Here is a 22535-nt window from a genome sequence, read left to right on the forward strand (position 1 = left end):
CCAGATCCTCGGCCACTGCCCCTACTGCAACCAACGAGCCGGACCAACCTAACCAAGTACTACTAGGGTTCCCGAGGACGTCTGATGAGCGTTCGGGAAGGGTATCGGCATCGAACAGTTTTGTCATCTCCTCGGCCTCCGGACATGATGCCGCGTTGCCGCGATGCTGTCCGAGGCATATCGTGACGACGTGTTCACCAGCGTCGACAACGAAGCCCCCACCGCCGAGCGCTATCGCTCGTTCGCAGAGGTCGAGGCGCGTGGCATGTCGGCGACGTACGAGGCGTGGGCGCTCGGCTTGACCGCTGACCCGGGCACGATCGCCCTCGTCGACGAGCTGCCGTCGGCGAAGCGGCAGCCGAACCTCGTGTTCTCGGCCGCTCGGTTCCAGGGGGCGCAGCTCGGCCCGTACAGCGTGTTTCGCGACTGGTTGCACGCGCACTGGGTCGAGGTGCGGGCGACGGCCGAGACGCACGCCACCCAGACGAACGAGGCCGCCCGCTGTGCGCTGCACGTGCCTGCGCTCGCCGGAATCGACGGGCCGATCGCGCTGCTCGAGGTCGGGACATCCGCCGGTCTCTGCCTGTATCCCGACCGATACAGCTACCGCTATCCGGGGCATCCGCAGCTCGATCCGGCCGACGGGCCGAGCGCGGTCGTGCTCGATTGCGTCACCGCCGGCGCGGTGCCCGTGCCCGACAGCCTCCCAGAGGTGGTGTGGCGCGCCGGCATCGACCTCAACCCGCTCGATGTGACCCGCCCAGGCGACCTCGCATGGCTCGACGCGCTCGTGTGGCCCGAGCACGATGACCGTCGCGCGCGGCTTCGCGCCGCCGCGGCCATCGCCGCCGCCGAGCCGCCGCGCATCGTCGACGGTGACCTCAACGCACGACTCGCCGCGCTCGCCGCTGAGGCGCCCGCCGACGCGACGCTCGTCGTCTTCCACACGGTGGTGCTGATGTACCTCGACGAGGCCGGCCGCGAGCGCTTCGTCGAGACGGTGCGCGCACTGCCGGGCCACTGGCTGTCGGTGGAACCGCGCACGGTGCTGTCCGGCATCCGGGTGCGCGAAGACGTCGCGAATGACAGCACCGACCTCGTGCTCGCGCTCGACGGCGTTCAGCTCGCGTGGGCGCAGCCGCACGGGCGCGCGCTCACGTGGGTGGGCAATCCATAGACTTGGCGCATGCGCATCCATATCGCGACCGACCATGCCGGCCTCGAGTTCAGCCGTACGCTCGTCGACCACCTGACCAACGGCGGTCACGAGGTCGTCGACCACGGGCCGACCGAGTACGACGCGCTCGACGACTACCCGGCGTTCTGCATCAACGCGGCCCAGGCCGTCGCGCGCGACCAGGCCGCGGGCGTGCGCACGCTCGGCGTGGTGTTCGGCGGGTCGGGCAACGGCGAGCAGATCGCCGCGAACAAGGTGCACGGCATCCGGGCCGCCCTCGTCTGGAGCATGGACACGGCGATCCTCGCCCGCGAGCACAACGACGCCAATGTCATCTCGATCGGCGCCCGCCAGCACACCGTCGAAGAGGCCATCCGCTACATCGACGCGTTCATCGCCGAGCCGTTCTCGGGCGACGAGCGCCACGTGCGGCGCATCGCGCAGCTGCTCGAGTACGAGACCACGGGCGATATCGCCGGCAAGGGTGTCGATGCCACGCCCCGCCCCGAGGCCGCGGCGGAGTAGCAGGGTGCCCGAGGGCCACTCCGTCCACCGCATCACCCGCCAGTTCGAGCGCAACTTCGTCGGCCACGTCGTACGTGCCTCGAGCCCGCAGGGTCGGTTCGCCGTCGGCGCTGCTGAGATCGACGGGCGACGCATGACCGATGCCCGCGCCGTGGGCAAGCAGATGTTCCTCGGGTTCGAGGGCGACGTGTGGCTGCGAGTGCACCTCGGCATGTACGGCGCGTGGGACTTCGCGGGCGACATCCTCATGGACGCCACGATCGCGTCGGCGAACGGCCGCATGGGCCAGACCAACCAGCGGGGCACGTTCCTCGAAGGGCCGAACCCCGACGCGGTGGTCTTCGACACCGCCGGCGAGAACTCGCTGACCTCGATCGGTGCGCCGCGGCGCACGCGGCTGCGCATGTCGGAGTCCGAGAAGGAGGGCAACGCGCTCGACACGTTCCCGCCCGAGCCGATCGGCCAGGTGCGGGTGCGCCTGCTCACCGACACGATCGTCGCCGACCTGCGCGGCCCGACCGCTTGCGAGGTGCTCGACCCTGCGCAGGTGGAGGCGGTCGTCGCGAAACTCGGACCCGATCCGCTGCTCGACGGCGGCCCCGAGGCCGAAGAGCGGTTCACGCGGGTGATCCGCAAGAAGCCCACCGCGATCGCGTTGCTGCTCATGGACCAGAGCGTCGTCGCCGGTATCGGCAACGTCTACCGCGCCGAACTGCTCTTCAGGGCCAGGCAGAACCCGCACACCCCGGGCAGGCTGGTGCCAGAAGAGCACGTGCGCCACCTCTGGCACGACTGGGCGAAGCTGCTTCGCATCGGTGTCGAGACCGGGCAGATGATGACGATGGACGACCTCGACCCAGAGGCCTATCGTGCCGCCATGGCCAACCGCGACGACCGCCACTGGGTGTACAAGCGCGAGGGCCTGCCCTGCCGGGTGTGCGGCACGAACATCGTGCTCGAAGCGCTCGGCGGCCGCAAGCTCTACTGGTGCCCGTACTGCCAGGCCTGACCCGCCGCCGATCGAGTAGCGAAGAGTCCCGAGACCAAGGAGCCGCATGCGACAGAACCCCAGTTTCACCCTCGCGAGCGAGGAGGGCGTGAAGCGCATCATCCGCGAGCACCCGTGGGCGACGATCGTGAGCATGACCGACGCCTCGGGGCTCGTCGCCTCGCACTACCCGGTGCTGCTCGACGAGACCGCCGACGGCATCGTGCTGCTCACCCATGTCGGCAAGCCCGACGACCTCGTGCACGAACTCGGCCGCCACGAGGTGCTCGTCATCGTGCAGGGCCCGCACGGGTACATCTCGCCCAGCTGGTACGACGCGAACCCCGCCGTGCCGACTTGGAACTTCGTCACCGCCTGCGTGTGCTCGAGGCCCTCGTCGACCACTTCGAAGACGCCATGCCCGAGCCGCGCCGCATGCGCGGCACCGCCGCGAACTCCGACTACGCCGACCGCATCGCCACGGGCACGGTCGGGCTGCGCATACCGATCGACCGCTTCGTCGCGAAGAACAAGATGAGCCAGAACAAGCCCGACGAGACCGTCGACCGCATCATCGCCGAACTCGACGGCGACGGGCCGTACGCGAGCCCCGCGCTCGCCGCCGAGATGCGCCGCACGCACGAGGTGCTGCGGGCGGCCCGCCGATGACGGCGGGCGGTTCGCGGCCGGGTGCGGATGCCGCGGGGCCGGTGCTGCTCGCGGGCGCGCGCCTCGCCGGCGAGGCTCGGCTCGTCGACCTGCACCTCGACGACGGCGTGATCGCGACCATCGCGCCGGCCGGCGCCGCTGCGGCGGGTTCCGGCGCCCGCCGAGTCGAGCTCGACGGTCGCTGGATGGTACCCGGGTTGCACGACCGGCACGTGCACTTCTCGCAGTGGGCCATGGTGTCGCGGCGCCTCGATCTCGCGGGTGCCGGGTCCGCGGCCGACGCCGCGGCGCTGGTCGCGGCATCCGTCACCGCCGGCGCGACCGAGGTGATCGGATTCGGCTATCGCGACAGCCTCTGGCCCGAACCGGCCAGCCGCAGCATGCTCGACGCCGTCTCGGGCGACGTGCCGGTGGTGCTCGTCTCTGCCGACCTTCACGCGTGCTGGCTGAACACCGCGGCGCTGCGCCGCCACGGCGTCGAGCACCTCACCGACGCGAGCGGCCTGCTGCGCGAAGGCGACTGCTTCCGGCTCGTCCGTGAGATCGACGACGTCGCCGACGACGTGCTCGACGGGTGGGTGGCCGAGGCGGCCGCGCGGGCTGCGGCACGCGGGGTCGTGGGCATCACCGACTACGAGATGCGCTGGAACCGCGACGACTGGGCTCGTCGCGTCGCATCGGGCTTCAATGCGCTGCGCGTGACGTTCGGCATCTACACCCAGCACCTCGAACGTGCGATCGCCGAGGGGCTGCGCACGGGCGACGAGGTGCCTGCGACCGGGGGACTCGTCACGGTCGGCGGGTACAAGGTCATCACCGACGGCTCGCTGAACACGCGCACCGCGTGGTGCTTCGATCCCTACCCGGGCCTCGAGGGCGACGATCACCCCTGCGGTCTCGCCACCGTGCCATACGACGAGCTGGTGCCGCTCATGATCCGCGCCGCCGGCGCCGGCATCACCCCGGCCGTGCACGCCATCGGCGACCAGGCCAACGCCCGAGTGCTCGACGCGTTCGAGGCAGTGGGCTGCCGCGGCTCGATCGAGCATGCACAGTTGCTTCGGCGAACGGATGTCGCCCGCTTCGCGGAACTCGGCATCGTCGCGAGCGTGCAGCCCGAACACGCGATGGATGACCGCGATGTCGCCGACCGCTACTGGGCCGGACGCACCGACCGGGCGTTCATGCTCGCCGAACTCACCAAGGCCGGGGTCGAGCTCGCACTCGGCTCCGACGCGCCCGTCGCGCCGCTCGACCCGTGGATCGCCATCTCGGCGGCGGTGGGACGCTCGCGCGACGGCCGCGAGGCATGGCATCCCGAGCAGGCCATCGAGGCGAGCGCCGCGCTCGCCGCATCGACCGGAGGGCGGGGCATCGTGCCCGCAGCCGGCGGTCGGGCAGACCTCGCCATCGTCGAACTCGACCCGCTCGCGTCATCCGCCGATGACCTTCGCACCATGCCCGTCGCGGCGACCCTGCTCGGCGGCCGGTTCACGCACTCGGCGTCGATCGCGTAGCGACCCTTCGTCGGTCGAGTAGGCGCGCCAGCGCCGTATCGAGACCCGGTGTTGAATCCTGAGACCGGTCCAACCGGTCTCGATACGCTCCTTCGTCGCTCCTCGACCGACGACGGGAGCGCGCTGCTCGGGCCGGGCGAAGGGGGATAACCCCCGGCGGCATTCGGGCGCTCGCATGCTGGGGCGGGCGCCCTCGAATCGTGAGGCTGGATGCATGCTTCAGACCTCCCTCCGCAGACCACGGGCGACCGCCGCCACGACACTCGCGGCCATCGCCGCCGGCGGGCTCGTGACCCTCGCCTTCGCCGGATGCGGCATCGTCGGCCCCGGCCCGATCTCCACCGAGGGCGAGGTCGACTTCGACACGCCGCTCGCCATCCCACCGCTCGCGGAATCCACCATCGATGCCGACGGCACCCGGGTCTTCGCGCTCGACGCGCGGGCCGGCACCACCGAGTTCGAGCCGGGCGTCGCGAGCGACACGTGGGGATTCAACGGCAGCTACCTCGGCCCGACGCTTGTCGCCGACCGTGGCGAGCGGGTGCGTGTCGACGTGACGAACTCGCTCGACGAGCCGACGACCGTGCACTGGCACGGCATGCACCTTCCCGCCGAGATGGACGGCGGCCCGCACCAGATGATCGACCCGGATACCGCATGGTCGCCCGAATGGGACATCGACCAGCAGGCGTCGACCCTCTGGTACCACCCGCACCTGCATGGCGAGACCGAAGACCACGTCGCCCGTGGCCTCGCCGGCATGTTCATGCTGCACGACGAGCACGAACGCTCGCTCGGGTTGCCGGGGGAGTACGGCGTCGATGACATCCCGGTCATCGTGCAGGACTCGGGCTTCTCGGCCGACGGAGAGCAGGAGAGCAAACAGCGGGGCTACGCCGGCGGGCTCGGCGATGAACTGATCGTCAATGGCACGCGCGGCCCGTTCCTCGAGGTCTCGGACGAACTCGTGCGCCTGCGCATGCTCAACGCCTCGACCGCACGCTCGTATGCGTTCACCTGGAGCGACGGCCGACCCGTCGACCTCATCGCGACCGACGGCGGACTGCTCGAGGCACCGGTCTCGCTCGACCATGTGCGGCTGTCGCCCGGCGAGCGTGCCGAGGTGCTGCTGCGCGTCACACCGGGCGAGCGAGTCGTGCTGCAGTCGAAGATGACCTCCGAGATCGCTGCGCTCGTCGGGCCGGTTGCCGACATGAACGGCGGCAACGACACCTTCGACGTGCTGGAAGTGCGTGCCGCTGAGACGCTCGACCCGGCGCCGGCCGTTCCCGCGCGGCTCAACACGATCACTGACTTCGACCCGGCCGACATCGCGACGACCCGCCGCTTCGAGCTCAGCGACAGCTTCGAGATCAACGGCGACGCGATGGACATGGGGCGTATCGACGAGACCGTGACCGTCGACACGCTCGAGCGATGGGTGGTTGAGAACGCGACGCAGGTGCCGCACAGCTTCCACGTGCACGACGTGCAGTTCCGCATCGCCTCGATCGGCGGCACCGCGCCCCCGCCCGAGCTCGCGGGCTGGAAGGACACGATCTTCACCGAACCCGAGACGGAGTACGAGCTGCTATTGCGGTTCGAGGACTACACCGATGCCGACACGCCGTACATGTACCACTGCCACCTGCTGTGGCACGAAGATCAGGGCATGATGGGCCAGTTCGCCGTCGTCGAGCCCGGGCAGTCTGCCACGATGACTGGAGGAACTCACGATGAGCACTGACACGACACTCACCCGGCCACTGACCGACGGCGCCCCGCCGAAGCGCCGCGGCTACTGGTCGCTGTGGGCGACCGTGCCGCGAGAGTTCGCCTTCCTCATCCTCACGATGCCGATCGCGATCATCGGGCTGACCCTGCTCGCGACCATCTTCTTCACCGGCCTCGGACTGATCTTCATCGTGTTCGGCATCTTCATCGTCGTGGCGGCGCTGTTCATCGCCCGAGGGTTCGGCACGCTCGAGCTGGTGCGGCTGGATTGGGCGGGCCGGCCCCGCATCACACGACCCGCCTGGGATCACTCCGATCGCAACCAGGGCTTCTGGCGCACGATGTGGGCGCCGTTCATCGACGGCCACTACTGGCTCTACCTGCTGCACGGCATGATCATCAACCCGATCGTCAGCGTGATCACGTGGAGCATCACGGTCGCGTGGACCTCGGTGGCGCTCGGCGGCACGACCGCGTGGATCTGGTACCGCGCGATTCCCGACGGACGCGACGACACCGACTTCTGGCTGCACGACGTCGTGATCGACTTCCTGTTCCCCGGCAACACGTGGAACATCGACCCGCTGCTCGGCGAGGCCGCCTTCGAGTTCGTCGTCGGGCTCATCTTCCTCGCGACGCTGCCGTTCGTGTTCCGCGGGCTCACGCTGCTGCACGACGTGATCGCTCGCGGCACGCTCAGCGCCTGGCGTTCCGAGGCGCTCGAGCGCGAGGTCGCGCAACTCTCGGCATCGCGCGGCGCCGCCGTGCAGGCCGAGGATGCGTCGCTGCGCCGGCTCGAGCGTGACATCCACGACGGCCCGCAGCAGCGCCTGGTGCGCCTGCAGATGGACCTCGCGACAATCGAGCGAAAGCTCGAACGCGATCCCGAGCATGCTCGCGAACTGCTCGGAGAGGCCCGCGACCAGGCCCGCGAGACGCTCGACGAGCTGCGCGCGCTCTCGCGCGGGTTCGCTCCGCCGATCCTGCAGGATCGCGGCCTCGCGGTCGGCCTGCAGTCGCTCGCCTCTCGCAGCCCGGTGACCGTCACCACCGAGATCGAGTTGCCGTCGGATGCCTCGCTGCCGGCCTCGATCGAACGCAACGCCTATTTCGTGGCCGCAGAACTGCTCACGAACGCCGCGAAACACGCCGAGGCCCGGGGCATCCGTCTCGTGGCGTCGACCCGCGACGCGGGTGCGGCGGGGCACTGGCTCGATCTCTGGGTCACCGACAACGGGCGTGGGGGTGCGACCACCGAGCCCGGGCACGGACTCGCCGGGCTCGCTGATCGGGTGCAGGGCCTTCGCGGCATGCTCGTCGTCGACAGCCCCGTCGGCGGCCCTACCGCGATCGGCGCCCACATTCCCTACACCCCCGTCGCGACATCCGTCACCCCGCCGCCGGTCGAGTAGGCCCGCCAGGGCCGTATCGAGACCCTCGCCGACCGCCGGTCGAGTAGGCCCGCCAGGGCCGTATCGAGACCCTCGCCGACCGCCGGTCGAGTAGGCCCGCCAGGGCCGTATCGAGACCCTCGTCCGCCGATAGTCTGGGGCCATGACCGACCCCTCTCGCAGCCCCTTGCGCATCGTGCTCGCCGAGGATTCGATGCTGCTGCGAGAGGGGCTCGTGCGCCTCTTCGACGAGGCCGGGTTCGAGACCGTCGCCGCCTACGGCGAGGCCGACTCCCTGCTCGCTGCGCTCGATGACACTCGGCCCGACCTCGCCGTGCTCGACGTGCGCATGCCGCCTACGTTCCGTGACGAAGGCGTGCGCGCGGCGATCGAGCTGCGCCGGCGCATGCCCTCGGTCGGCGTGCTGCTGCTCAGCCAGTACGTCGAGGGCACGTACGCTCACGAGTTGCTCTCGTCGGGCGAAGGCGGCATGGGGTATCTGCTGAAAGACCGAGTGGCGTCGCTCGACGAACTCGAAGATGCGGTCGAGCGGGTGAGCGAGGGTGGCACGGTGCTCGATCCGCAGGTCGTGCGCGAACTGCTCTCGCGGCGAAGCGACCCGCTCGCGTCGTTGACGCCGCGTGAGCGTGAGGTCATGGAGCTGATGGCCGAGGGGCGCACCAACGCCGGCATCGCGAAGCAGCTCTTCATCGGCGTCGGCGCCGTCGAGAAGAACGTCACGTCGATCTTCCAGAAGCTGGGCCTCGAAGACTCGGGCACCGATCACCGGCGGGTGCTCGCGGTGCTCACCTGGCTGCAGCGCTGACTTACTCGGCCGGGCTCGTGCGCAGCGGCTCGTGAGTGCGCCAGATGCGCAGGTACATGCGGTATCCGTGGCGCAGCGCCCCGACGAACAGCGCGAGGCCGACGACGACGCCGATCACGACCGCCAGCCACACGGGAGCGCTGAGCGCGATCGCCGTTCCTCCGACGAGCAGGCCGGCAACCGCCGCGGTCACGACCGTGATGATCATCATCGAACTGCCGAAGACGACGCTGCTGCCGCGCGTGTAGAAGTAGTGATACGTCTGATTGGCGCCGCCTTCGTCATCGTTCACCGACATCAGCAGGTACCGCTCGATGCCCGGGTCGAGGTCGACGTACGCGCCCCTGAGACGGTTCATCGCGACGACGTACATGAGGTCTTCGCTGGCCGTGTTGAAGACCCGCACGAGCGTAATAAGGCCGAGGAATGTCAGGAGGAACAACACCCCCAGGGCGGCGACGCCGAACCACCCGCGAAAGCCGGTGACATTGCCGAGTACGCCGAGTGAGAGCAGCCCGGCCGACACGAGCGTGATGAAGATCGCGATGCGGGTGAGCACTTCGCCCTGCGTGGTGCTGCGCGAGGCCAGCAGGCTCCAGTGCTCGGTGGCGAGCATCTGGGCGCGCAACGAGCGTTGCGCATCGGTGAGGCGCGCCACCTCGTCGTCGGGGTACGACTCGGGCCCGGATGCATCGGCCGTCATAGCGGCATTCTGCACCCGGGCCCGTCAGCCCGCCATCGCTACTTCACGGCGACGTGCGAGAACAGGAACCAGCGGTCCTTGTCGAGCCCGCGGCGGATCTCGATCACGATGTCTTGGCTCGTCGGGTCGAGCTCGGCGAGGCCGTCGATCGCGGCGTTGATCTTCTCGGTCGCGAGGTCGATCTGGCCGACGACTCCGCTGACGGCCTCGTCGTAGGGCAGGAACCCGAGCTTGGGGTTCTCGGCGCCCGATTTCGACGCGACGGTCGCGAGGCGCCCGTCGATCGGCAGGCCCAGAGCGACGACGCGCTCAGCGGCGAGGTCTGACCAGTCCTGCGCGTGCGCAACGACGTCGTCGAGCAGTTCGTGCATGGCGATGAAGTTCGCGCCGCGCACATGCCAGTGCGCCTGCTTGCCGTTGACGGCGAGGGCGATGAGTTCGTGCACCACGGGGGTGAGGTACTGGGCGACGCCTGCGGCGACGTCGGCGTTCGAGCCGGTTTTCGGTGCGGTCTGGATGTCGGTCATCGTGTCAGCCTTCCGTAGTCGTTGTCTGCTTCAACGCTACGCAGGTGCCCGCATATTTCAAGCAAGGGAAGGCTCGGCTGACGAGGGGTCGACATACCGGCAGGTTGATGTCGCGGAATCCGCTCGTTCGTGGTGATCGTCGACATCAAAAGAGCGCGACCGGGCTTGAATCGGTCCTGAAGATCGAGGTGTTGGGGAGTGAAATGATCGCAGACCTCTTGGACGCGGGCGCTCACGGACCGTTCGGCAATCGTCCCGCGACGAAGCACCGCGCCGTCACGTCGTAGTCTTGTCGCTGGGTCGCCACACACAGTGGGGTCGTGAAATGGATGTCGGAGGCTGGGGCGTGCCAGAGTACAGGCCAGAGAACTGGTGGCGCTTCCTCAACGCGTTCGGTGCGGCAGTGCTCCTGGCGCTCGGACTGGTCCTCGCCGTCTTCGCGGTGCAGTCCGTTGATCCGTGGGCCTACGCGCTTTCTGGCCTAACGCTCTCCGTCGGGGGGCTGTGGGCAGTGCGTGTGCCGCGCGTGCGAGTCGTATGTACGAACGACTCCCTCGTCGTCGTTGGCTCCTTGTGGACGCGACGTGTTCCGCGGCGTGCCATCACCTCCGTAGACCACGATCCGCACAAGGCAATCGTAGGCTGGAGAACTGCGCGAGGAGGCTGGCGCTTCACGCCTCTCACGATGCTGTGGGGTGGCACGTACGGATGGATGCCGCAGCGCTCGAGGGGGACGCGCTCTAGGTTCCTTAGGCATGTCCAAACCTGGTCCCGTCGAACGAACTAGGGCACGGGGAGGGCACGACCGGGCGCGAAGCGGACCTACGGGTCGAGGTAGTGGGGGAGTGATTCCCCGTCTGATCTGGGATAGCTCTGTGGAGGGGATGACGGGAATCGAACCCGCGTAATCAGTTTGGAAGACTGAGGCTCTACCATTGAGCTACATCCCCGCGCGCCCGCTCGCGGACACTGGATCATCGTAGTACACCGCAGAGTCCACTCCTGCACGGCGTGCGCGCGTCATCGGTTCGAAGGAGCGCGTCATGGGCGGGCGAGAGACGGTCGAGGCGCTGGTCGCGACCTTGAATGCCGGTGAGGTCGACGGCATGGATGCCGTCTTCCACGAGGATTCGATCATCGAGTGGCCGCAATCGGGCGAACGCATCGTCGGCGGCGACAACCGGCGAGGCATCTACGGCTCGTTTCCGCGGCTGCCGACGATCACACCGCGTCGGCTGACCGGCTCGGGCGATCTCTGGGTTCTCGAGGCAGCACTCGACTACGGCGACGGAACGCCCTACCAGGTGGTGTTCATCTTCGAACTTCGCGATGACCTCATCGCGAAGGAGACGGCCTACTGGTCGACGCCGTTCCCCGCCCCCGAGTGGCGGACAGCGTGGGTCGAACAGATCTGACGGAATCTAGCGCAAGGCCGCGATCGCGCCGATGGTGCCGCGAGCGAGTCGAAGCTGGCGTTCGTAGGTCGCGGCGAGCACGACGAAGATCACTCCGGCGATTCCGAGCCACAACCACCACCACACGGCCTCGTAGAGCCAGGTGATCACCGGCCAGAGCTGCGCGATCGCGTGCACGAGCAGCACTGCGCCGCCGAAGAGCAGCGGTGCCTGCAGCCGGCGCATAGCGCCGATGAGCACTGCTGCCGCCGACACGAGGCCGAGGGCGACGATGCGCCACAACTCGGGGTCGGTGAAGTCGGCGATGAGGGGCGGAACGAGCAGCACCGCGAGACCCACGCCGAGTGCCGGCCAGCTGCCGAGCTCGGGGGAGCGTCGCATGCTGAGGGCGCCCCAACAGATGAAGGCCACGCCCGCCGAAACAGTGACGATGTCGAATGGGTCGACGTTGCCGTTCGAGAGTGTGATGGCACCGCCGATCACGAGCGCACCTCGTGTCGTCCACGCGAAGATCGGTCCGGCGAGCGGGCGAGCAGCCGTGGCCCCGCCGGCGATGTGCACCGCGGCGAGCGCCGGGAACAGCACGGCGGCGCGCACGTCGCTCTGCATTCCGAAGACGATGGCGATCAGCGTCGGTACCGCTGCGATGGCGACGGATGCCGCGACCATCGCCTCTGCGATGACGCCGGGCCGAGTGTCGTCGCGGGCCCACACGACGGCAACGACGACGCCCGTCGCGAGCGCGATCAGCGGCCAGAACTCGACGGGCAGCACGCCGTCGTCGATGCCGGCAGCGACGGCGCCGCCGCGCACCAGTGCCGCGCCCGCCACGGCGGTCCATCCGGTGGCCGTGCCGAGGAGCCGAACCGGCACGCCGCGAGCGGTGTCGGGCAGGAACATCGAGGCGAGCGCGACGACGGCGCCCGCCCCGCACAGCACGAGCGTGCGCAGCTCGGAGTCACCGCTCGACGCGACGCTCGGCAGCACGGCGACCGCAGCCGCGGCACCGAAGAGCGCGGTGCGGCCGGCCGCAGTCGAACCGCTGCGAGCACCGCGCCAGGTGATGAGCCCCGCGGTCGCGGCGAGTGCGACCGCGAGCGGCAGGGTGTAGGCCTCGACGTCGTCGACGCCATCGCCCGCCAGCCACGTCCAGACCGTTGCGACGGCCAGCGCGAGGCTGAGCCACGCGAGATTGCGCATCGGATCGGTCGACCTGAACGGGTCGCCCCGCAGCGCGGCGAGCACGATCGGCACGGGGATGAGGATCAGGAGCACGAGCCACGGCTCGGGAGTCGCCGAAACCGCGTAGCCCAGCGCGATCACGCCGACGACGGCGACCGCGATGACCCATATGATCGACGGCGCCTGTCGCGCACCGGGTGCGGCGACGTGCGCGAGCGCCGCCGCGAGCAGGGCTGCAGCGGCGACTCCGACGCCGGCGGCCCCGTCGCCGAACCATTGTGCCGTGAACGTCCCCAGCCCGTACCCGAGCGCGAGCGGCGTCGTCGCGGCGAACACGATTCGCGTCGGCGGGGGATTCGACGCGCGCATCCACCCCAGCCCTGCGACGACGAGCACGAGGGCGGGTACCCACCGCCAACCCGCCTCGGGCGCGGCGAGCAGGGCGGAGAGAAGCGAGATCACCGTTGCGAGCAGCGCCGGCAGGGCCAACGCGATGCGATCTGCAGCATTTGCGAGGCGCACGAACGCCCCGGCGGCGAGCAGCACCGCCCCTCCGGTCGCGACCCACATCCATGGCGCGTCCCACGGCGCCGCGAGGCGAACATCGGATGTCGCGAGCCATGGCACGACTCCGACCAGCGCACCCATCGCGAGCGCTGAGGCGATCGCAACGTGTGCCGCACCGACTGCGATCCTGCGGCGCCAGATGCGCGGGGCGAGCACGCGACCGGCGATGGCGAGTACGAGCACGGCGGCACTCGCCCACGGCCACAAGGCCGCACTCGCGTAGCCGAGGGTAGAGGTGAGCACCGCTCCGAGCATGCCTCCGGCGGCGAGCACTGGGATGACGCCGGGCACGCGAGCGAGCGGCGATGTCGCGACTGCGAGCGCACCAACGGCGACAGCAAGGACGACGATCGCGGCCGTGACGGCGTGTTCGGCCATCGACGCAGCGGCGAGCGCGGCCACCAACAACAGCCCGGTCGGCAACGCGGCCAGTCGGGGGAGTCGCCGGAGCAGCGCCAGCACGCCGAACACGCCGGCGGCGACCACGAACGGTGCGGCGATCACCGCGGCCACGGATTCGGCTGCCGGGGCGAACTCGGGCAAGACGTCGTGCTGCCATGGCGGAAGGCCGGCGCTGAGCGTGCGCGCGACGGCCGCGACCGCCACGAACAGTGCGGGAATCGAGGCGATGGTCGCCACCGCGCCTGCGCCGACGACGGCCCGAACGCCATCGCTGCCGACTGGCCTTGGCCGGCGGGCCCAGAGCGCCGCGGCGCAGGCGACGACGCCCGAGGTCAGCGGTGCAAGCCAGAGCGCGGTCGGTGAACCGAGCTCGACGAAGACGGCGACCGCGGCGGTGAGCCCGGCGCTCACGCCGAGGGTCGCAGCTGCGACCGCCGACCAGGCGGATGCGACCGACGCAGAGCGCAGACGTGAGACGAGGTACGCCGCAGCCCATGCGCCCGTCACTGCCAGAAAAGTCCAGACGTGGCGCCAGGCGAGCTCGGGCAGGGCGAATGCGGCGGCGACGAGCGCGAGTGCGCCTGCCGCGAACCCGGCGCCGGCGACGATCGCGCGCTCAGGCATGCGAGGTGCGAAGAATGCGGCGGTGCCGACGAGCGACGCCGTGAGCGTGCCCGCCCATGCGCCCGTGGTGAACTCGTCGGCCGGTGCGCCGCTGAACGCGAGCAGGAAGACGGCCGACGGAATCAGTGCGGCCGCCGCGAATCCCGTGACCCGGATTCCGCTCACCGCGCGGGTGCCGGCGAGGATCGCTGCGACGACGAGCAGCCCACCGCCGGCATAGACGGCCGCGTCGAGTCGGTCGGTGCCGAACAGCTCATTGACGCGCACGATCCAGACGTCGAGCAGCAACAGCACGATCGCGACCGAGGCGACACCCTCGGCGGTTCCGGGCAGACGCCGCGCCCGCAGCAGCCAGGCGACCGCGAGCACGAGCACGCTCGCCGCGGCGATGATGACCGATCGCACCTCGAGGCTCGCGACGAGATAGGCGACGAACAGGAACACGATCGCGGTGATCGAGATGAGCACGACGCCCAGGGTGAGCAGCAGCACCTGCACGCCCGACCGCCCGCTGCGGCCAGGTGCGGGCAACTGCTCGCCGACGGGCAACGGCGGCGACGGGACATCCGCTCGGGTGCCCGTCTCGACGCCCGACAGCGGTACCGCACGCGTGGCGGGCGGCGCAAGAGAAACCGGCGGTGCGACGACGTCGATCGAGGTGACCGCGGGAATCGTCGGGGCGGCGGCGAGGGTTTGCGCCCTCGCGGCCTGTGCCGCACGCATCTGGGAGATCACCCGTTGCCGGGTTGCCTCTTCGTCGGTGATTCGCCGGCCGATCGCGAGCAGTTCGGATGCCTCGTGGACCGCGAGATCGAGGTCGCATTGCGAGCAGCGTGCCGAGGTCAGCGGCGTGAAGCATGCCGGGCACAGTGTCGTGTCGGCGAGCTGCCCTGGATCGGTCGGCCAGCGGCGTAGATCGGGCGGTGCAGTCGTGGGACTGTCAGTCATGCGCACACTCTGCCACGCGCGATGTCGCGTGCGGCAGGCTCTCCACAGGTTGCGCCGTCGGGTGCCCGCACAGCGACGGCTGCTTCGTGTGCAGTAGACTTTCGTGGGTCCTCCCGTCAGACGCGTGCTTCGGCATGCCCGCGCGGGTGAATCGACGAGTTGAGTCGGCGACTCGGGGCGTAGCTCAGCTTGGTAGAGCGCCCGCTTTGGGAGCGGGAGGTCGCAGGTTCGAATCCTGTCGCCCCGACGAGTTGTACGACTCGACACGAACTTCCACACAATCAGGAGATCTTCCACATGCCGACCACTTCGGTTGAGAAGCTGAGCCCGACGCGCGCCAAGCTCACCATCTCGGTGACGCCCGAGGAGCTGAAGCCCAGCATCACCCACGCCTACAGCCACATCGCCGAGCAGGTCAACGTGCCCGGCTTCCGCAAGGGCAAGGTGCCGCCGCCCATCATCGACCAGCGTGTCGGCAAGGCCGCCGTGCTCGAGCACGCCGTCAACGAGGGCCTCGACGGGTTCTTCCGTGCCGCGGTCGCCGAGCACGAGCTCCGCCCGCTCGGCAAGCCCGAGGCCGACATCGTCGAGTGGCCCAGCGAGAAGGACTTCTCGGGCGACCTGCTGCTCGCCATCGAGGTCGACGTGCGCCCCGACATCGAGCTGCCCGCATACGACGGCCTCGAGCTCACGGTCGACTCGGTCGAGATCGGCGACGACGAGGTCACCGAAGAGCTCGACCGCCTGCGCAGCCGGTTCGGCACGCTCATCACGGTCGACCGCCCGGCGAAGACCGGCGACTTCGTGACCCTCGACCTCGTCGCGGTCATCGACGGCACCGAGGTCGACACCGCAAGCGGCATCTCGTACGAGCTCGGCTCGGGCGAGCTGCTCGAGGGCATCGACGAAGCGCTCGACACGCTCTCAGCCGACGAGACCACCACCTTCGCGTCGAAGCTGCTCGGCGGCGACCACGAGGGCGAGACCGCCGAGATCACCGTCACGGTGACCGCGGTGAAAGAGCGCGAGCTTCCCGAGGCCGACGACGACTTCGCACAGATCGCGAGCGAGTTCGACACCCTCGCAGAGCTGACCGACAGCCTCAAGCAGCAGGTCGCGCGCAACAAGTCGTTCGGCCAGGGCAGCCAGGCCCGCGACCTCCTCGTCGACAAGCTCCTCGAGCTGGCCGAGGTGCCGGTCGCGCAGAGCGTCATCGACGACGAGGTGCACCGTCATCTCGAGAGCGAAGGCCGACTCGAAGACGACGAGCACCGCGCCGAGGTCACCGAGGCCAGCGAGAAGGCGTTCAAGACGCAGATCGTGCTCGACACCATCGCCGAGGCCGAGAAGGTGCAGGTCAGCCAAGACGAGTTGACCCAGTACCTCGTGCAGGGCGCGGCCCAGTACGGCATGGACCCCAACGAGTTCGTGCAGATCCTCAGCCAGCAGGGCCAGATTCCCGCCATGGTCGGCGAGGTGGCGCGCAACAAGGCGCTCGCGATCGCGCTCGGCAAGGCGAAGGTCACCGATGGCGAGGGCAACGCGGTCGACCTGAGCGAGTTCACCGCTGTGCCTGACGCCGACGAGACTCCCGTCGACGAGGTCGCAGGCGAGACGGCGGTCGACGAGGCAGCCGAGGCTCCCGCAGAGGCAGCTGAGGCCGAGGCGCCGAAGAAGCCCGCGCGCAAGCGCACCGTGAAGAAGGCCGACGCCGAGTAGTCGTCGAACGATTCACGTGAACGGGGCCGGGCGCTATGCTCGGCCCCGCTCTCGTTCTGAGGAGGAATTCGATGAGTGACTGGCAGCAGCGCATCGACGCCATCTGGGCGCGCGCCGATGAACTCGGCGACGCCGAGGTGATGCGACGCATCGACGAGCTCGCCGGTGAGCGGCCCGAGCATGACCCGCACGCCCTCTTCGAGCAGGCCGGCGCCCGTGACTCCGCCGGACTCGAGACCGAGGCCGAACCGCTCTACACGGCGGCGATCGCGAACGGGCTCACCGGCGCCGAGCGCGTGCAGGCGCACATTCAGCTCGCGTCGACGATCCGCAACCTCGGCCGGCCGCTCGAGTCGATCGCGCTGCTCGACGCGATCGCACCCGAGGCGGGAGAGCTGCACGACGCCGTCGTGGCCTTCCGCGCCCTCGCGCTCGTCGATGCGGGCGAAGCCCGGCGTGCGGCATCCGACGCCCTCGCGGCCCTCGCGCCGCACCTGCCGCGGTACCGTCGATCGCTCACGGCGTACGCCTTCGCGCTCGCGGCATCCGCCTAGGGCGAACAGCCCCGTTCGCGTGCGTTGCACCGGATAGATTCGAGTGAACGCGACAACGAAACGGAGCGACACATGGCCGAAGCGACACCCAGCCCCGGTGTTTTCGATCGACTGCTGAAGGACCGCATCATCTGGCTGGGGTCCGAGGTGCGCGACGACAACGCCAACGAGATCGCGGCGAAGCTGTTGCTGCTCGCCGCCGAAGATGCCAAGAAAGACATCTACCTCTACGTCAACTCGCCCGGCGGGTCGATCACGGCGGGCATGGCCATCTACGACACCATGCAGTTCGTGCCGAACGACATCGTCACCGTCGGCATCGGCATGGCCGCGTCGATGGGTCAGCTCCTGCTCACCGCAGGCACCAAGGGCAAGCGATACATCACCCCCAACGCGCGCGTGCTGCTGCACCAGCCGCACGGCGGCTTCGGCGGCACCGCGAGCGACATCCAGACCCAAGCGCAGCTCATCCTCGACATGAAGAAGCGCCTCGCCGAGATCACCGCGGCGCAGACCGGCAAGTCGGTCGAGCAGATCAACGCCGACGGCGACCGCGACCGCTGGTTCAACGCGCAAGAGGCGCTCGAGTACGGCTTCGTCGACCACATCCGCGAGTCGGCACTCGATGTGGCCGGCGGCGGCGGAACCGACCAGGCGTAGGCACCGAGAGAAGAGAGAACGAGCGAATGACTGTACCTACCTTCGGCGGAACCGCCTTCAGCGGCATCCAGGCCCCCGGGTCGCGCTACATCCTGCCGAGCTTCGAGGAGCGCACGGCCTACGGTTACAAGCGTCAAGACCCCTATGCGAAGCTCTTCGAGGACCGCATCATCTTCCTCGGGGTGCAGGTCGACGACGCGTCGGCCGACGACATCATGGCGCAGCTCCTGGTGCTCGAGTCGATGGACCCCGACCGCGACATCATCCTCTACATCAACTCGCCCGGCGGCTCGTTCACCGCGATGACCGCGATCTACGACACGATGCAGTACATCCGTCCGCAGATCCAGACGGTCGTGCTCGGTCAGGCCGCTTCGGCCGCCGCAGTGATCGCCTCGGCAGGCACGCCCGGTAAGCGCCTCGCTCTCCCCAACGCGCGCGTGCTGATCCACCAGCCCGCCATGGGCGAGGCCGGTCACGGCCAGGCCAGCGACATCGAGATCCAGGCCGCCGAGATCCTGCGCATGCGGTCGTGGCTCGAAGAGACGCTCTCGCGCCACTCGAACCGCACGCAGGAGCAGGTCAACACCGACATCGACCGCGACAAGATCCTCTCGGCCGAAGAGGCGCTCGAGTACGGCCTCATCGACCAGGTGCTCACCTCGCGCAAGAGCCTTCCGGCGATCGCGCGCTGACGCGCCCTTCGAGCAACGCGGCGGATGTCGTGGCTGGATCCAGCTGCGACATCCGCCGCGTTTCGCATGCATCGGATGTCCCGTCCTCGAACCGAACCGGCGTCGACGCGGCGGTTCGCGACCGGCGAACTCGGCAGCGTGTCGATTCCACGCGCTTCACCCGCAACCGGCCGATCTCGGGTTAGGCTCGGAACAGGCTCGTCGAGATGGAGGCACTGATGGCACGCATCGGGGAAAGCGCCGATCTGCTCAAGTGCTCCTTCTGTGGAAAGAGCCAGAAGCAGGTGCAGCAGCTTATCGCAGGCCCCGGCGTCTACATCTGCGACGAGTGCGTCGAACTCTGCAACGAGATCATCGAAGAGCGCCTCGCCGAGGCCGGCGAAACCGAGTCCGGCGAGTTCGAACTGCCCAAGCCGAAAGAGATCTTCGGGTTCCTCGAGGAGTACGTCATCGGCCAAGAGGCCGCGAAGAAGGCGCTCGCCGTCGCGGTCTACAACCACTACAAGCGGGTTCGTGCACGCACGACCCTCACGACCGCCGACCGTGCACACGACGACGTCGAGATCGCCAAGTCGAACATCCTGCTCATCGGCCCCACCGGCTGCGGCAAGACCTACCTGGCGCAAACGCTTGCAAAACAGCTCAACGTGCCGTTCGCCGTCGCAGACGCCACGGCACTCACCGAGGCCGGCTACGTCGGCGAAGACGTCGAGAACATCCTGTTGAAGCTCATCCAGGCAGCCGACTACGACGTCAAGCGCGCCGAGACCGGCATCATCTACATCGATGAGGTCGACAAGATCGCCCGCAAGGCCGAGAACCCGTCGATCACGCGCGACGTCTCAGGCGAGGGAGTGCAGCAGGCGCTGCTGAAGATCCTCGAGGGAACCGTGGCCTCGGTGCCTCCGCAGGGCGGTCGCAAGCATCCTCACCAGGAGTTCATCCAGATCGACACGACGAACGTGCTGTTCATCGTCGCCGGTGCGTTCGCGGGTCTCGAAGACATCATCTCGTCGCGTGCGGGCAAGCGGGGCATCGGGTTCGGCGCCCCCCTGCACAACAAAGAAGACGAGGCAGACATCTTCAGCGAGGTGCTGCCCGAAGACCTGCACAAGTTCGGGCTCATCCCCGAGTTCATCGGCCGTCTGCCCGTCGTCGCCACCGTGACGCCGCTCGACCGCGACGCGCTCATGGAGATCCTGACGGTGCCGAAGAACGCGCTCGTCAGGCAATACCAGCGCATGTTCGAACTCGACGATGTCGAGCTCGACTTCGAGGCATCGGCGCTCGAGGCCATCGCCGATCTCGCCGTGCTGCGTCAGACCGGCGCCCGCGGGCTACGCGCAATCATGGAAGAGGTGCTCGGCCCGATCATGTTCGAGGTGCCCTCGACCACCGGTGTCGCGCGCGTCGTCGTCACCAAGGCGGCGGTGCTCGACAACGCGGCACCGACCATCGTGCCGCACAAGCCGCGCCGGGCCGAGAAGTCGGCGTAGGCGACCCGCGGCACAGCCGCAGACCCCAGATACCGACGCGGGCTGTCGGCGTTCGCCGAGAGGGATTCGCCGACGAACGTGGGCGCGTCACGCTCCCCGCGGACTGCGGACTGCGGGGTTCGGTTCGGCGAGACGGGGCTTCAGGCGAGGTCGTCGTCGGTGCGGGCACCGAACACGATCTCATCCCAGCTCGGCATCGAGGCCCGCCCCTTCTTGGCACCCCGGTTCGCGGCGGGTGCGGCGGCCGCCTTGCCCCAGATGCTGCGCGCGCCGGCACCGGGCTTCTCATCGGCCGACACCGTCTCGATCGGAAGCTGCGGCTGAGGCGGCTCCGCCCCTGCCGGTACCACGGGGGGAGCCGGCTTGGGCGCAGGATGTGGCTGTGCGGGCGTCAGCTCGGCCTCGCCGCCCGCGGCCTCACGCTCGCCGCGTCGGCGGCGTAGCGCCTCGAGCAGGTCGGCGGTCTCGCCGAGCGACTGTTTCGGCTCATCGGCGCGCTTGATGGCGGCGCGCGCGGCCGCAGCACTGGAGGTCTGCGGTGTGCGCGCGTACGGCAGGGGTTCGAGGTGCGGTGCGGTGTCGGCATCGCTCTGCTCGTGCTCATCGAACGTGAACGCGCCGCTGTCGAAGCGCGACTCATCGGTGTCGGGGCTGACCGCGCGCAGCCGGGGGATGAGCCCGCCCTTCAGCTCGCCCTGCTGCGAGAGCGTCGTCGCCTCGGAGTTCAGGGGCTGCAGGGCATGCTTGCGCGGGTCGAAGCTCCAGCGCGCGTCGTGGTCGATCGTGTCGGCGGTGAACTCGAGCTTGACGATCCAACCCCGCTCGTCGTCCTTCCAACTCGCCCATCGTTCACCCTGGGCGCCGAGCTTCGCGAGGCGCTCTCGCAGGACCGCGCCGAACGACGCAGGTTCGTCTGAGGAATCGCCCTCGATCGTGGCGTTGACGGGGACGGCAAGGGCACTGGTCACGACGTGTTCGCGTTCGGCGAGCACCGGCCCCTCGAAGCGGCGAATGTACTCGACGGCGGCGCCGGTGACCTCTGCGACCTCATCGGCCGACAGGCCCGAGCGGATGTGCGCCTGGATCTCGCGCGGGGAGGGTTTGGGTCCGGTGTGCTGCTCGGGTTGCGCTTGGCGGATCCGCGAATGGAGTACCTCGTCGATCTCGATCCGGAAGCGTGCGCCATCGTCGGAGGCGGCGAGCAATGCGCCGTTCTCGACGCCGATTACCTTCAGTTCCTGCATGGGACAAGCCCTTCCGTGCCTTCGTCTGCGCACAAGAATGCCACGAGGCGCCGGGACCGGTCGGGAATAGCCCGGGCGCGCCGGAAGTTGAGGAGGTAGCAGCGGGAATCCCCGCGGAAAACGGTTTGCTTCGGCAACCGATTTGATGCAGACTATGCCCGCCGAATCTCCGGCGTTGAAGAAATGGATGGGAATGGCAACGGATTACGACGCACCGCGGAAGACCGACGACGACTCGGAGTCGATCGAGGCCCTCAAGGAGCGCGTCCCCGACAAGATGTCGGGCGTGGTAGACGTCGACGACGCCGACAACCCCGGAGGCTTCGACCTCTCGGGCGCTGACCTCTCCGACGTCGAGCTCGATGTCGTCGTGCTGCCCCCGCAGGCCGACGAGTTCACATGTGTGAACTGCTTCCTCGTGAAGCACCGCTCGCAGATCGACCACGAGACCAAGCTCGGACCGATCTGCCTGGAGTGCGCGGCCTAGGCGCCCGACTCCTGCACGTCAGGCCGTCGCGATCCGTTGATCGCGGCGGCCAGTTCTTCAGGTCGACGCGTCGAGACCAGCCAGTACGGGGTGGGGTCGGCGGCATCGTCGACGGGCACGCGCACGACGGGCTTGATCCATCCGCGGATGACGAGGAATGCCCGGGCGTCGAGGCCTGTGCCGCGTTCGATGCGAGCCTGCTCCTCATCGGCGGGTATCGCCTCGCCGACGTCCTCGAGCGCGATCTCGGCTCGGCCGGCACGCAGGCGCCCGCCCTGCACCTCGATCACCGGTGAGGTCACCGCCAGGGAACCGACGAGCCCGACGTAGAGCACGATGCCGGTCACGATGCCGGCCGGCAGCGACACCGGTGCGAGCACGAGGATGCTCGCGGGAATCAGCAGCACGCTCACGATGTAGATCCAGGGCGTCGGCCAGAGTTTCTCGCGGTAGTCGGGCATGGCTCTATCCCACCAGACTTCTGC

The 22535-nt window shown here is 69.0% G+C and carries 19 protein-coding genes, 2 tRNA genes and 1 pseudogene; 16 read left to right on the forward strand and 6 right to left on the reverse strand.

Translation table 11 applies throughout. The features are described 5' to 3' along the window. Positions 1–190 precede the first annotated feature (190 nt). The 8 genes and pseudogenes from ABD164_RS13855 to ABD164_RS13890 all read left to right on the forward strand — a co-directional run bounded on the left by ABD164_RS13855 (position 191) and on the right by ABD164_RS13890 (position 8827). On the forward strand, positions 191–1177 hold the full coding sequence (locus tag ABD164_RS13855; RefSeq protein WP_344296884.1) for a DUF2332 domain-containing protein: 987 nt from the start codon (positions 191–193) through the stop codon (positions 1175–1177). Between the two features lie 9 nt (positions 1178–1186). Further along, on the forward strand, positions 1187–1702 hold the full coding sequence (locus ABD164_RS13860) for a ribose-5-phosphate isomerase (RefSeq protein WP_344296885.1): 516 nt from the start codon (positions 1187–1189) through the stop codon (positions 1700–1702). Positions 1703–1706: 4 nt separating this feature from the next. Continuing rightward, the gene (locus tag ABD164_RS13865) at positions 1707–2711 is read left to right on the forward strand and encodes an Fpg/Nei family DNA glycosylase (protein ID WP_344296886.1); all 1005 of its coding nucleotides are present in this window, start codon (positions 1707–1709) and stop codon (positions 2709–2711) included. 46 nt (positions 2712–2757) lie between these two features. Next, a pseudogene (locus ABD164_RS13870) lies at positions 2758–3359 on the forward strand (FMN-binding negative transcriptional regulator). Continuing rightward, a complete protein-coding gene (locus ABD164_RS13875; RefSeq protein ID WP_344296887.1) occupies positions 3356–4876 on the forward strand; it encodes an amidohydrolase in 1521 nt (506 codons plus the stop codon). The pseudogene ABD164_RS13870 and the gene ABD164_RS13875 overlap by 4 nt, the downstream one beginning before the upstream one ends. Positions 4877–5090: 214 nt before the next feature. Continuing rightward, the gene (locus tag ABD164_RS13880; RefSeq protein WP_344296888.1) at positions 5091–6623 is read left to right on the forward strand and encodes a multicopper oxidase family protein; all 1533 of its coding nucleotides are present in this window, start codon (positions 5091–5093) and stop codon (positions 6621–6623) included. After that, positions 6613–8022 carry a sensor histidine kinase gene (locus ABD164_RS13885; protein ID WP_344296889.1) on the forward strand — a complete coding sequence of 470 codons (1410 nt, stop codon included), beginning with the start codon at positions 6613–6615 and terminating at the stop codon, positions 8020–8022. Before ABD164_RS13880 ends, ABD164_RS13885 begins: the two co-directional genes overlap by 11 nt. A gap of 142 nt (positions 8023–8164) precedes the next feature. Then, positions 8165–8827, forward strand: coding sequence for a response regulator transcription factor (locus ABD164_RS13890; protein ID WP_344296890.1), 663 nt, complete (start codon positions 8165–8167; stop codon positions 8825–8827). 1 nt (position 8828) lies between these two features. Here the strand turns inward: ABD164_RS13890 and ABD164_RS13895 are convergent, their stop codons facing one another. From ABD164_RS13895 to ABD164_RS13905, 3 genes are all read right to left on the reverse strand, one after another. Next, on the reverse strand, positions 8829–9530 hold the full coding sequence (locus tag ABD164_RS13895) for a hypothetical protein (protein ID WP_344296891.1): 702 nt from the start codon (positions 9528–9530) through the stop codon (positions 8829–8831). Between the two features lie 38 nt (positions 9531–9568). After that, positions 9569–10057, reverse strand: coding sequence for a Dps family protein (locus ABD164_RS13900; protein ID WP_344296892.1), 489 nt, complete (start codon positions 10055–10057; stop codon positions 9569–9571). Positions 10058–10933: 876 nt separating this feature from the next. Next, a tRNA-Gly gene (locus ABD164_RS13905) sits at positions 10934–11007 on the reverse strand. A 93-nt stretch (positions 11008–11100) separates the two neighbouring features. Here ABD164_RS13905 and ABD164_RS13910 point away from each other — a divergent pair. Continuing rightward, complete coding sequence (locus ABD164_RS13910) at positions 11101–11472, forward strand: nuclear transport factor 2 family protein (protein ID WP_344296893.1); 372 nt, start codon at positions 11101–11103, stop codon at positions 11470–11472. A 6-nt stretch (positions 11473–11478) separates the two neighbouring features. Here ABD164_RS13910 and ABD164_RS13915 read toward each other — a convergent pair whose 3' ends face one another. Next, entirely contained in the window at positions 11479–15195 is a 3717-nt protein-coding gene (locus tag ABD164_RS13915) for an SCO7613 C-terminal domain-containing membrane protein (RefSeq protein ID WP_344296894.1), read from the reverse strand. A 173-nt stretch (positions 15196–15368) separates the two neighbouring features. On the opposite strand from ABD164_RS13915, the gene ABD164_RS13920 reads away from it, so the two are divergent. From ABD164_RS13920 to clpX, 6 genes are all read left to right on the forward strand, one after another. Next, positions 15369–15442 (forward strand) — tRNA-Pro (locus tag ABD164_RS13920). 50 nt (positions 15443–15492) lie between these two features. Further along, positions 15493–16914 carry a trigger factor gene (tig, locus tag ABD164_RS13925; protein WP_344296895.1) on the forward strand — a complete coding sequence of 474 codons (1422 nt, stop codon included), beginning with the start codon at positions 15493–15495 and terminating at the stop codon, positions 16912–16914. Between the two features lie 71 nt (positions 16915–16985). Then, positions 16986–17468 (forward strand): tetratricopeptide repeat protein, encoded by a 483-nt coding sequence (locus tag ABD164_RS13930; protein ID WP_344296896.1) that lies wholly within the window; start codon positions 16986–16988, stop codon positions 17466–17468. 33 nt (positions 17469–17501) lie between these two features. Next, on the forward strand, positions 17502–18128 hold the full coding sequence (locus tag ABD164_RS13935; RefSeq protein WP_344297109.1) for an ATP-dependent Clp protease proteolytic subunit: 627 nt from the start codon (positions 17502–17504) through the stop codon (positions 18126–18128). Between the two features lie 26 nt (positions 18129–18154). After that, positions 18155–18823 carry an ATP-dependent Clp protease proteolytic subunit gene (locus tag ABD164_RS13940; protein ID WP_344296897.1) on the forward strand — a complete coding sequence of 223 codons (669 nt, stop codon included), beginning with the start codon at positions 18155–18157 and terminating at the stop codon, positions 18821–18823. A 218-nt stretch (positions 18824–19041) separates the two neighbouring features. Then, entirely contained in the window at positions 19042–20319 is a 1278-nt protein-coding gene (clpX, locus tag ABD164_RS13945; RefSeq protein WP_344296898.1) for an ATP-dependent Clp protease ATP-binding subunit ClpX, read from the forward strand. Positions 20320–20459: 140 nt separating this feature from the next. Here clpX and sepH read toward each other — a convergent pair whose 3' ends face one another. Next, the gene (gene sepH / locus ABD164_RS13950; RefSeq protein WP_344296899.1) at positions 20460–21563 is read right to left on the reverse strand and encodes a septation protein SepH; all 1104 of its coding nucleotides are present in this window, start codon (positions 21561–21563) and stop codon (positions 20460–20462) included. A gap of 193 nt (positions 21564–21756) precedes the next feature. Here sepH and ABD164_RS13955 point away from each other — a divergent pair, with 193 nt between their 5' ends. Then, positions 21757–22050, forward strand: coding sequence for a DUF4193 domain-containing protein (locus ABD164_RS13955; RefSeq protein WP_344296900.1), 294 nt, complete (start codon positions 21757–21759; stop codon positions 22048–22050). Here the strand turns inward: ABD164_RS13955 and ABD164_RS13960 are convergent. After that, a complete protein-coding gene (locus ABD164_RS13960) occupies positions 22047–22511 on the reverse strand; it encodes a DUF3093 domain-containing protein (RefSeq protein ID WP_344296901.1) in 465 nt (154 codons plus the stop codon). The genes ABD164_RS13955 and ABD164_RS13960 overlap by 4 nt on opposite strands. Between the last annotated feature and the right edge of the window lie 24 nt (positions 22512–22535).

The organism is Agromyces neolithicus (assembly GCF_039529735.1).
GTDB classification, from domain to species: Bacteria; Actinomycetota; Actinomycetes; order Actinomycetales; family Microbacteriaceae; genus Agromyces; species Agromyces neolithicus.